The 12,522-nt window shown below is 47.1% G+C and carries 8 protein-coding genes; 1 reads left to right on the top strand and 7 read right to left on the bottom strand.

The window, feature by feature from the left end; translation table 11 throughout:
• Positions 1–356: 356 nt before the first annotated feature.
• The 5 genes from GWG06_RS23690 to GWG06_RS23710 form a co-directional block, all read right to left on the bottom strand.
• Entirely contained in the window at positions 357–2,825 is a 2,469-nt protein-coding gene (locus tag GWG06_RS23690) for a TonB-dependent receptor (RefSeq protein WP_160716455.1), read from the bottom strand.
• 242 nt (positions 2,826–3,067) lie between these two features.
• Positions 3,068–3,913, bottom strand: coding sequence for a hypothetical protein (locus GWG06_RS23695; protein WP_160716457.1), 846 nt, complete (start codon positions 3,911–3,913; stop codon positions 3,068–3,070).
• A 37-nt stretch (positions 3,914–3,950) separates the two neighbouring features.
• A complete protein-coding gene (locus tag GWG06_RS23700) occupies positions 3,951–7,310 on the bottom strand; it encodes a TonB-dependent receptor (RefSeq protein WP_235938507.1) in 3,360 nt (1,119 codons plus the stop codon).
• 130 nt (positions 7,311–7,440) lie between these two features.
• On the bottom strand, positions 7,441–8,586 hold the full coding sequence (locus GWG06_RS23705; protein WP_160716461.1) for a FecR family protein: 1,146 nt from the start codon (positions 8,584–8,586) through the stop codon (positions 7,441–7,443).
• Between the two features lie 146 nt (positions 8,587–8,732).
• Entirely contained in the window at positions 8,733–9,296 is a 564-nt protein-coding gene (locus GWG06_RS23710) for an RNA polymerase sigma-70 factor (protein ID WP_160716463.1), read from the bottom strand.
• Positions 9,297–9,589: 293 nt separating this feature from the next.
• On the opposite strand from GWG06_RS23710, the gene GWG06_RS23715 reads away from it, so the two are divergent.
• The gene (locus GWG06_RS23715) at positions 9,590–10,612 is read left to right on the top strand and encodes a hypothetical protein (protein ID WP_160716465.1); all 1,023 of its coding nucleotides are present in this window, start codon (positions 9,590–9,592) and stop codon (positions 10,610–10,612) included.
• Positions 10,613–10,703: 91 nt separating this feature from the next.
• On the opposite strand, the gene GWG06_RS23720 is transcribed toward GWG06_RS23715, so the two are convergent.
• A complete protein-coding gene (locus GWG06_RS23720) occupies positions 10,704–12,071 on the bottom strand; it encodes a SpoIID/LytB domain-containing protein (protein WP_160716467.1) in 1,368 nt (455 codons plus the stop codon).
• 293 nt (positions 12,072–12,364) lie between these two features.
• Entirely contained in the window at positions 12,365–12,511 is a 147-nt protein-coding gene (locus GWG06_RS23725; protein WP_158631480.1) for a hypothetical protein, read from the bottom strand.
• Positions 12,512–12,522: the final 11 nt, after the last annotated feature.

Genomic DNA, 12,522 nt, shown 5'->3' on the forward strand with positions numbered 1-12,522 from the left:
CTTAGGTTTGTCCATTTTTATTTCCGGGAAAACCTGCGTCCGACGTTATATTGTTTGTATTCTTTGTGACCTCCATTAATCTGGCAGCCAGTTGCATAATTCTTTCTTCTTTCCCGGTTTTGATTGCCATATAGCCGGTAGCATCAATTTCTTCTTTCAATAGCAGTTTCCTTGCTTTTGCTACATCGTTCCGAGCTGCTGAGAATTTTGATTTTTCATGGGAAAATTTGCCCCGGAATGTCCATTTTACAGCGCTACCGTTTTTTTGGAGAGAGGCCGCACCTCACACCATCACATAAAAAGCGAATGGCATCAAGGTATGCACCCTGATGCCATTCTCCTGTAATTATCTGTGATTAAAATCTTACCGTCAGGTTTGCAGATGCGTTGAAAGGCAGCTGCGGACTGATAACTCCCTGGCCAGTGAAACATTGTTCATCGGTGATGTTGTCGAACTTCAATCCTAGCCTGAATTTGTTGGCATCATAAAATGCAGTGGCATTGATGAGGGTATACGGTTTGAATACAAAACGACCGGTGGTAGCTGAATTGGCAGTAACGTGCTCGCTCACATAATTAGCACCAGCGCCAATACCGAGCCCTTTCAGTACTCCCTTGTAAAGGGTGTAGCTCAACCAGAGGTTACCGATGGTGGGAGGACCGGCACTGGAAGGACGGTATCCATCAGTGTCTTTACCGGTAGTATTCAGTTGGCTGTCGTTATAAGCATAACCGGCAATGAGGTTCAGCCCTTTAAACGGAACCGCCATCACTTCCACTTCTGCTCCTTTACTGCGCTGGGTACCATCCTGTACGGTAATCGTATACTCGGTACCGTTATCTACCAGCGCAGCCGGACGGATCATATTCTTCACCTTGATGTCGTAGTAGCTGGCAGTTACCGTCAACCTGTTCTGCAGGAGATTCAGCTTCACACCGCCTTCCAGCTGATTGGCATACATTGGCTTGAAGTTTCCGTTTACATTGGCCACCGGCTGTGTCACCGGGGGAACATTCATAAACCCGTTCATATAGTTACCGAAGAGGGATACCATTTCCGGAACGATTTCATATACCAGTCCCAGTTTAGGCGACAGGGAAGTCTGATAGAACCTGCTGTCAGGCAGCATTTTACCGGATACATGGTTCATGGTTCCATTGCTGGCAAAATAATCCAGGCGCAAGCTAAGTAGCGCTACCAGGTAACGCGTAATGTTTACTGCATCCGAAACATAGGCACCATAAATATTATTGGAAGTATAGTTTTTAACCGGTGCAGCCCCGCTCATGACAATCTTATTGATGGCATTGGCCTTTGACAGCAGACTGTACTTGGCGAAGTTTGGATTGGAACCGCTGATGGTGTCAAACTTCACAATGCCGGAGTAGTTGTTAAAAGCGTTCTGGTTCAGGTAGTCTAATCCAACCACCAGGCGGTTACGGATACCGCCTATATGAAAATCGCCGGTAAAGTTTTGCTGAATACTGGTGGTAGCAGCATCTGCCTGCTGCAGCTGCACGTTCCGCTCTACCAGGTCATCACTGGCATTTCCACGGATAAACTCATACTGGTAAATACCATCTGTTTTCCTGGTATTCCGGGAGAAATTGGTGCTCGACACCCATCCCCTACCCAGTTTATAATCGATGCGGCCATGAATATTGGAAGATGGCGCCTTTAAGGTAATATCGTTATTGGTATAGGACCTGTTCCAGTCGAAATTCATTTCGGCCGGATTGGTGGCAAAAAACTTACGGGTTCTGCTCAGGAAGATAATAGAAGGATTGGTACCCTCATAGGAATAGATTTCAGCACCCAGGGTAATATCCAGGCGTGCGGTAGGTTTATAGTTAATTACCGGGGCAATGAAGAACGATTTCCTGAAACCTGCGTCCTGTGGGGAATTGCGGATATGGTATGCCGTATTCAGCCGGGCCGTTAATGTTTTGCTCTTGTTCACCGGGCCATATACATCTGCAGTAAGTCTGTTGAGATTATAACTGCCACCAGTATACGAAATTTCACCACCTAAAGTATCTAATGGTTTTTTGGTAACTACGTTGATTAAACCGCCGAAAGAAGTGACAGCGCCGCCAAACAAGGTGCCAGAGGGACCTTTTATTACCTCTACTGACTGAATATTGGCCATATCAATTTCGCCATTGGTCTGACCGGGAAGGCCATCCACCATAGATACACGGGTAGGGAATCCACGGAGATTGTAGTATACGGCGCCATCGCCACCGCGACCAATACTTCCCTGCATTTTAATCAGGCCGGGCGCATTTTTCAATCCTTCACTGAGGTCCGTAATAATCTGTTCTGTCATCAGTTTATCGGACAGTGTGGTATATACCTGCGGATTTTCCATGTACTTCAATGGAAGTTTGGAAACAATACGGCTTTCCTTGTTCAGTTCTTTACTGATCGTACGGGTACTGATTTCAAATTCCTGTAAGCCGATAGTGCTTTCCTTTAATATAAAATCAGCCGTAGCACTGCCGTCAGCCGTAAGGGTTACGGTGCGTTTCATTACCGGCAATCCCAGTAAGGTAGCTTTTAGCGTATAATTTCCTTTCCGGAGATGATCAAAGCGGTAGTCGCCCTCTTTGTTGGTATATGTTTCCTGGTGTGTTTCCACCAGCATTACGAGTACTTCCCCTACCGGCTGTCCATCGGAAGAGGTGATTTTTCCCTGAATAACAGCATTGGATTGTGCCATCAGCTGACCGGCAGCAAGCAAGAAAAATAAAAACAAAAGGATGCGCGTGTGAATAGCCAGGCTGACACGCAGGCCTGACTTACATAAGCAGAATAGTTTCATTAGCGTTGAATAGAAGTTAGTGCACACAGTATATTTGCCCGGTTACCGGAGCACCGCAAAGCTAATATGATCGCTATTCTTACCGCAATCGGATCGGGAAAGCAATTTATTCATTCGGGAAAAATATGTTTAAACTTATTATGTTCTATCCTTTCCACAGGCACTTTACCGGGTTCATTGGCAGATAAACAGGAAAGCCATCAGTACGCTGACTGATGGCTTTATCTGACCTGTGTAATTTCTTAATTTACAAAAAGAACACTCGTAGCTATCTCATAAAAAGTAGCTCCCTTTTTGATAAAGGGAGGAGCTTCGCCCCAGGTTTCCCTTGCAACCATATATAGCGTAAACACATTCCGGACAGGTAACGGTGTAATACCGGAGGGCGACAGGGCGATATTGGAATAAGCTGTTCCTCCATAATTGAGCAGCGGCTCCCCGGTATCGCCATTCAGGAACTCGAAGATATAGTTGTAGCCAATTTCCGGCACAGGATCCGGTACGCCATCCGGCAGCAGATGGTAGGTAGCCTTGTCAACAGCGTCCTGTACATCTTTGATTATACCGACTTCTGTAATCACTTCATTCCAGTCGGCATCAAAATAACTGATAGATACTCTGATATCCAGGTGCGCAAAAGGAATAAGCTCTTTTGCATAGTTGGCTACTTTCAGTTTGATCTGACCGGCCGGAGCAGGGCTTTCGTTATCCTGTGCACCAGGATCGATAAAACTGACAGGCGCCTCCATCGTTGGCTGGAAAAGCGTATACTGCTGACCGCCGCCGGCTTTCACATCGATTACTCTTTCTGCTACTACCCTTCCGTTACGGGTATCGTAAAATTCGAATTTCCCCTCTCCTGCTATTACTTTCATCTTTTTGCCGGATACATCCCAATCAATCGGGTGCCCGTTGTACCTGGCCGCAATGAACACTCCCGCTCCATTGTTTCTCAGGGCCGTTTTATCAGCATCAAAATACACATCTGCAAATTCCGTGAAAGGTACTGCGAACTCCCCTTTCCCGCAGGAATACAATACTGCAGACAACAGAACAGCAGTTATTATCTTCTTTATATGGCATTTCATTCTTTATCTTTTTAATTCATCAAAAGGTGACCGGAAATTAAAAGTTGTAGTTAAAACTCAGGCTGTATCTTCGTCCATCTTTTCTCTGATACGTGATAATATCGCCGTCTTCCTTACGGTATCTGACAGATCTGCCTTCCTTCAGCACAGAGAATTTTGTATCATCCTGTGTATAATCATGAATATTCATATAGAATCGCGTATAGTCATTCAGGAGGTTCGACAGATTGAGTTTAACTTCCATTTTCCGTTTGAAAAAGCGTGCGTAAAGCTGTACATCCAGTTGTTTGGGCGCCAGTTCATATTCCACCCTCGCCATATTGACGTTTGCCAGATTAGTCCGGTGTCCGCGGTGATTGTAACTGATGGTAGCGCCTATATAGTCTCCCCAGTATCCAACGCCCAGGTTGAGCAACCATGGCGACTGCCCCATCAATGGCCGGTCCTGGTTAGGATAGCGGGTCTGCACCCGTTCTGCCTTTTGCGTTTCAGGGTTGTTGATCCATTGCCAGTGGCTTAATACATTCACCTCGGATTTGAGCAATGTACCATTTGCATAAATAAACAGCTGCTTTAACCAATCCTTATCAGACAGAAAGGAGAAGTCTTTCCGGATCTCCATTTCCAATCCGAAGTTCTTCGCATTTTCCATGTTGGCAAAGGTGTAATTGGATGCTTCCGAATGGATCAATTCGATGGGTTTATCCAGCTTTTTATAAAATCCGGTTACAGAAAGAATTTCTCCGGGAGACGGATACCATTCCAGTCTGACATCCATGTTATCAATCAATGTTGATTGCACATGTTCTCCATATACGTAACCATCTATTTCAAAATCATACATCCCAAACATGCCGATCTCCCTGAAATCAGGACGTATAACCGTTCTCGAATAACTACTGCGGATATTCAGTTCAGGCGTCAGACTATAGGTAGCGTTGATCGATGGAAGAAAGCGCCAGTTATTCTCCCTGACGCCGAACCGGTGTCTGAATTCATCATCGGGATTCAGTTCCGGTTTTTGGGAAGCTCTTTGGAAAAGGGCTTCCTGCCTGGAATTTAAATCGAAGTACTCGGCACGCACACCATATGCCAGCCGCAGTCTGCCCCAGAGCTTTTGATCCGCCATCAGGTATAAAGCGTGTGATCCCATACTACCGTCATAGAACCTTCCGCCAAGTGCATCTGCATAGTAATAGGCCTGCCCGTTTCCGTTCCCGATGTTGCTGCCAGCGAATAACTGGTCATAGCTTTTTTCAATGGCAGGCGGCAGTTTATTCGTGGTGCCTTCCGCCCAGGACCTTGTCCAGGGAATGAACTTGAATACATCCAGCGATCTTTTTTTCGACCAGGCCTGATATCCGAATTTCACGAGCGTAGCTACCTTTTTATCCTCTCCGAACTTGCGGGAAAATGCAGCGCTCCAGTTATAATCCGTTTCATCGATCGATGTCCACATTCTCCAGTCTTTCACAGTTCCGCCCACAGAGGCAAAGCTGTTGGTCATCAGGGCAGGGGTCTGAAAATATGGTTTACCGCCGATGACCGTCGTCAATTGATAGGAGAGTTTACGCTCATCCAGTATCTGTTGCCTGATCCTGTTAACCGTAAACATTCCTTCTGCCTTGATTTTCCAGGGTAACTGCCAGCTGCCGGTCAGCTGATGCTGTTGCAGCAACATGGCTTCCGGCAATTGATAGGTAAGTTTATTGGCGATCGGGTTGGAATCATCATAAGGCTTCCTGACAGATTCATTGTAATGGTCGCTGTAGGTACGCGCATATATATTCTTCAGCGCAATCCTGAATGTTTTGCCCAGCCATCCCATATTCGCTACCAGCCCCATGTTGCTGTTAAACCGGTAAGAGGTACCGGCGCCATTGTCTCCGATCCCGGTGCTATCCATATAATTACCTTTGGTTGAAGACCGGGTGTTATTAAAAGTCACTATATTCTGCTCATTTCTGACGTTTGCAGTAGCAGCAAACCCAAAGCGGTTCCCATTCCCCAGGTCATAGACGCGCCCTAGTGAAAAACGCATATGCTGATTAGGTTGAGCCTTATATTTATAGGACTTCAACGCATCATTATTTAACTTCCGGGATTGAGCGATCGCATCCAGGTCATTGTATCTGACGTTATTCCCATATTCAACCTGATTAAGCGGCACATTATTCAATTCGGGATCTGACAGATGATAACCCGGCGGCACATCGAGCTGCATGGCGCGATTATCCCAGATCCAGGTTCTCATACCTTCCGGCCTTTGGGCGGATGGGTTACTAAAACCGAAATACTCGCCGGCAGATCGCTGACCCAGGCGGTAGAAATCTTTTCCAACCGTTTGTGAATTGCCGCCGATCCCATACTGCATGGAAGTAAAATTCCGTTCAGGGATATCAATGGTGTTCACAGATACCTGTCCGCCGGAAAATTCAGCAGATACGTCCGGTGTAGCTGTTTTGTTGACCACCACGGAGCTCACCATTTCAGTCGGAATAATATCAAAGGAAAAATCCCTTTTGTTCTGGGATGTACTCGGAACAACCACGCCATCGAGCATGGCCTGGTTATAGCGGTCAGACATACCGCGTACAACCACATTGCGATTGTTTATCGTTGTCAACCCGGTGACTCTTTTCAGCACCTGTCCCATGTCATTATCCGGTGCACGGGAAATCTGTTCTGCAGATATACCATCTGTTACAGAAGCCGCATTTTTTTGTGCGGCGTACAACCCTGCCACGCTCTCCTTTTTGAAGGTGCCGGTTACCACTACCTGCGACAGTGTGCTGCTCGTTGTCTTCAAAGCGATGTTGAGGTTTGTGAGCTGTCCTGCTTTTACTTCCACCTGGGTAATTTGCCGCGTCTGGAAAGAGATGTAGCTGACTTCTACGGTATAGCTGCCCGGAACAATATTGAAATTGTAACTGCCGTCTACACCGCTGAGGGCAGTCTGGCCGGTCTGTATAACCTTTACGCTTGCGCCTGGAAGTGGTGCACCGCGGTCATCGATAATTTTTCCGGCGATACGGCCGGGTTGCCGGTGTACAGTATTCACTATAACGGGCCTGGTTACGGCTGCGGTGATAACTACCCATTTGTTATCGATCGTATAACTATAAGGCTGTCCTTTAAACAGGGCATCGAGCACCTGTACTACCGTGGCGTCAGTAACCTGCAGGCTGACAGGCTTTGCCTTGCTGAACAGGTCTGTATCATAAAAAAAGTCATACTTTGCCTGCTTTCTGATATCCTCCAGTACGGTTTGGATCGTACAATGTTGCCGGTTTATACTGATGCGCTGGGCATAGGAGCCGGCACTGACCTGCAATAGCAAGCAGGTGATGAGAAACATGGTGATCTTCATAACACGCATGCATTGATAAAAATTCATACTTTTGAAAATGTTAAACGCTGTTGATGATTATTGTTGTCGCAATGTCTCCGATAAGCTTTAACGATCCGGCCAGAGGTGTTCCACCACCTTTGGCTATTATTTCAGCTTGTCAGTTTCGGGTCTTGTATTAATCTGTCACTATTAACCTCCTTTCCTTTATTGTTACCGATGCTTTTTTTGTCGATTGTATCATGCCGATGATGGCAGAGAGTGGTTGTGATCTTGATATCATCCCGTTAAAACGCAATTGCCCGATATGCGGCGGATATTCTGCCGACACATCATACCAGCGTCCCACCTGCCGCAATACGCTTTCAAGGGTTTCTCCCCGGAAAACAAAATCACCGCTGACCCATGCCAGCTGTTCGGTGATATCTGCAGGTTGCACAGTCAGTTGCTTTGCCAGAACAGCTTGCTGACCGGGTTTCAGCAGCACAGAACGGCCGCCGGCTGACCGGACTTTTACGCTGCCTTCCGCCAGTGTTGTTTTTACAGCGGGTTCATCGCTGTATGCATTGATGTTGAAATGTGTACCTAATACCTGTACTTCCTGTCCGGCTGATTCCACGAAAAAGGGAACATTCTCTTTTCCGCCTGGCATCTTTTGCTGCCTGATTTCGAAATAGACTTCTCCTGTCATTTTTACGCGGCGTTCCTTTTCAGCAAAGCATACCGGATAGCTGAGGGAGGATGCCGCATTGAGCATGGCTACCGATCCGTCAGGCAGGATGATACGGTATTGTCCTCCTCTGGGTGTGGCGATAGTATTGGTGGCTGCAGGCATTACTCCTGTCCTGGCTTCCGCATGATAGCGGATATTTCCGCTGGTATCTTTTTCAATGCGAACGCCTCCCTGTAGGGCAATGGTCCCGTTCTGCACGCTGTCCAGCGCAATAACAGAGCCATCTGACAAGGTAAGACTGGCAATGTTGTTTCCCGGCAGAATTTCGTGCCGGCCGTTGTTCCCGGTTTTACCCGGCCGGAGCCAATATGCACCGGCCAGCAGGATAATTCCTGCAAGCAATGCAGCAGCAATGCGCCTGAAATCTTTCAGACGGAAACGTTTTGTTTGCCGGCTTGCAATGATGTGGTCTATCCGGCGGCGCAGATCGCGTCCCGTTTCTGCTGACAGCGCGTCTTCCTTTTCGGTTGCGGTCAGTTCTTCTTCCAGCAGCTCATCATATCCCTGCTGCAGCAACACTTCTTCTTCGGGGCTAAGCGCCCGTCCGTCTGCATGTTTCTGTAATAGCTTTTTGAATATTTCGTTATCCATCTTTCTATTTCTTCTTTCCGGTTTTTGCCGGTATTGGCATACGCCCTATACATACAATCCGGAAACAGACGGTTACCCCTGGCCGGCAAGACAATTTTTTTTAAAAAAATGTAACGGCAAACAGGTGAACAAGATTAAAAGAAAGATTAGACGAAAAGAGAAAGCATCAGCAGGAGTGCGCCGCCGATACGCTGGCGTATGTGCCGGAGCGCTGTAGTAATGTGGTATTCCACTGTTTTCGGAGAAATGCCCAGCTCAAAGGCAATATGTCTGATAGAAAATTTTTCATGCCGGCTCATGGTGTACACCCGGCGGCATTGTTCGGGCAGGTTGTCCACACAGGCTTCTACCACCAGCTGTAGTTGTCTTGTTTGTATAGACTCATCTGCTTCTCCGGCAAGGGGTTCGGAATATTTTGCCAGCTCAATGCGTTCAATGGACTGCAGCTGTTTCAGCTTTTTGAGAACCAGGTGATAGGATGTGGTAAACAGCCATCCTTTAATATTTGTATGAGGCATGTTCCAGTGTTCCCACAGCTTGATGAAGGTGTCCTGAACAATGTCTTCAGCCGCCTGTTCATCTTTCAGAATACGGAAAGCCGTACGCAACAAAGGCTTCCAATACTGCGCATAGACCTGATCGAATGTAACGGCATCCTCCTGTTGAAGTGCTGTTCCTGATCGCGATGGTCCTGTGCTTTTTGTTTCCACTGATGTATACCATTTGTCAGGACAAAAATATCAGTTAGACTTCAGGAGGCGGAGAGATGTTGTGTTACGTTTCTATTAATTTATAAATGAACCCGCTGGAAAAATCTTTCCCTGTTTAAAATTATCAGCTTCAAAAAATATTAGCGAATACAATTTTTCTTATAGAACTTCGCTTTACGGAGAAGGAACCATGAAGAGTACAGGCATCTGCGCAGGAGAATGTTAACCGGTTCATATGCACTCATTTTCCCTTTACTGAATATATCCGATTGATAAAATCATAAACAAGTTACATGAAGTATCATTTATCCCTTTTGCTGCTCCTGGCAGGAGCGGGCCTGAAAGCACAGACGAACGTCATCAAGGAAACCGGCAAGGTTGGTATTGGTATTACCACTCCATCAGATTACCTGCAGGTACATGGTGGCAACATCAGGGTTTCCAATTCCAACGGGTATCCTTTCGGCGTTTCATTAGATATGGATGCTACCGTATCATGGGCCAGAGAGTTCAGTTTTACACATAGCAATGCCGGTAAGATGGCCTGCTTTGGCGTGTATTCCATCGGATCTAATATGAACTACGCATACATCGGAGGCAATACTACCGCTACTACTGCACATGCAGCACCCTGGATGACGTTTAAACCCAACGGTTATGTTGGTATCGGTACTACTAACCCGCATACGATCTTCTCTGTCAGCGGAGGCGTAACGATCTATGCTCCTATCAACTCTGCCGGCCCCCGGCCTGCGCTGGCGCCAGGCACTATTACCGGCGAAATCAGGGGAACCAGCCCGGGATGGTATGGCGGCGATGACGGGTTCATGAGGTTAAGTGCCGGCGGCGGCACCAATGCGGGCACCAAGTCTTTTATTGATTTGTCAGGATATACTGCCACTCAGCCGGATATGTTTCAGAATATCGTTATGGGCACATCAGGTGCAGAGAGATTACGGATTGCCTCCAACGGAAATGTGGGCATTGGTACCAATAACCCCGGTGCGAAACTGGCTGTGAACGGAGATATCAAAGCACAGAAAATAAAAGTAACAACAACAGAGTGGCCCGACTATGTATTTCAATCCGACTATAAGCTGCCTGGACTACTGGAAGTAGCAGACTTCATTACCGCCCACAAACACTTGCCTGGCGTACCTTCTGAAGCAGACGTTAAAAAAGAAGGCAGCGTGGATGTAGGTCAGATGAACGAAATATTACTGCGGAAAATAGAAGAATTAACGCTTTACATGATTGAACTGAAAAAAGAAAATATCGCTTTAAAAGGCCGGCTGGAGAAAGTGGAAGCCAGATAAACACTGACTCAATCTTCCGTAAAAAAACAAACAAAACCCGCTATAACAGCGGGTTTTGTCATTTCAACATTTATCGGGAAGACCTGTAATGCTATTGTACTGTTACGCCACCGGGATTGTAATAGTGATTCAATATCCAGCGATAGTCCTTATCGCTGGCCCAGAAACTTGAGCCCCACTGGCACATTCCTCTTCCATGGCCATTGGTAGCACGGCCTGCGCAGCGTGCGTCAGAGATACAGGGCCAGGAGCTGCCCGTACCGCTGTAACCATTTCCGCAGCCGGCATTGTTATTTTCAGCAGAATACTCAGATCTGAAAATGGCACCGCTTTTTGCCAGATACACGCCTGCTGTAGCCCTTGCCGCATTAATGGTGGAAGAAGCGGTTTCACTGCCCCAGGCTTGTGAACAGGGCGTACTGGAAATATCGTAGTTGCTTCTTATCGGATGCTGCACATGCCAGGCGCCATAAGAACGGTAGGCTACCGCCCCGGCCTGCAGCGACGCGGCCTTCCAGCTGGAAATCCATTCGTTGTCAAGACCAGACTCCGTATAGGCTTCAAGGCTCATCACCTTTACGCTGCTGCAGGAAAGACAGGAGCAGCTGAGCCCCACCCGGATGCTGGCGGGTAAACTCAATGCAGCGGCTTTCGCAAGCGTACCTGTCATGCTTTCTGCTGCAACAGCAGCAGCGTCTCTTTCCAGTGATTCACCTGCTGTCCGGTCAAATAAGCCTTGCCGCAGATATTCTACATCTTCATTGCCCGCCCTGCCGTTTACAGACGATCCAGTGGTACGCATTGCCATTTTAAAAGTGTAGGCGCCGGGTACCAGGTAAAAATTCTTCAGCACATGTGTTACATATCCGGGCCTGACAGCGCTGATAGCAATAGTTGCCGGCTTTGTCTCCGGGTTCACCTCATCTGCAGCAGCAGGTATGCTGACAGAGAAAAACCCTCTGGCATCCGTTCTGGCGCTATAGGCGCCCAGATTTAATTCCACATCCGCCAGCGGCGCATGTTCGGCCGCATCACTTAAATATCCGCTCACAGTGACCATATCTTTGCCCGTTGTTCTGGCAGCAGCAGCTGTAGCAACATTAACAGGATCCAGGTCAATACCTGCACGGATAACATCCTCTTCTCCGGTGGAAAAATAAGTCTGCAGCGGGTTGTATCCTTGTCCGCCTACTGTAAATGTGAACTTACCATTTACTGCCAGAAATGATACGGTACCATTCTTTCCGGCTTTCAGCAGGCTTTCTTTTCCGTCGGGTGCCTTGACGGTAATGGCGGCTTCAGGGATGGCATAGCCTGTAACGCCATCAGTAATAGTGAAGTCAATACGGGTGGAGGGCTTATCCTGCGGCATATCCAGGGTACCGGCAGTATCCCGTTTACCACAGGAAGTAACAATGGCACATCCGGCCAGGGCAATCATAAAGAATTGTTTTTTCATGTATTCAGATTTTGGGTTAAAAGGTGTTCGGGTTTTCAGCCAGCTGATACAATAGTGGAATTTACCATTCAGCTCAAGGTCACCGGAAAACAATATGGTTTTATCGTTACAACATGCTCTTTAAAATTTTCCGGCTGGAAAATCAATATGAATAAAGCTCGGGGGGAATTAGTACTTTGATTCGTGGAACGGGCTTTTGGTACAAATGGATCGGGTACGTCAAAACACAAACTTATCTGAAGATACTATTTTTCCGGATAATTATCATGTGCATACGGACATTAAAAAAACTTTTACTGCTTCCACCACCGGTTATCCTGTATCCGTTCATTTTCAGACAGCAGATGTCCGCCAGCGGACACCTGCTGTTGCAGAAAAATACAGGATGCGGCACTGTAGCCACTTTCCGGAATGGCAGTATTATTGTCGTTCAGCTGCAAACACGTAAGGA

Source organism: Chitinophaga solisilvae, assembly GCF_009928525.1.
Lineage (GTDB): Bacteria > Bacteroidota > Bacteroidia > Chitinophagales > Chitinophagaceae > Chitinophaga > Chitinophaga solisilvae.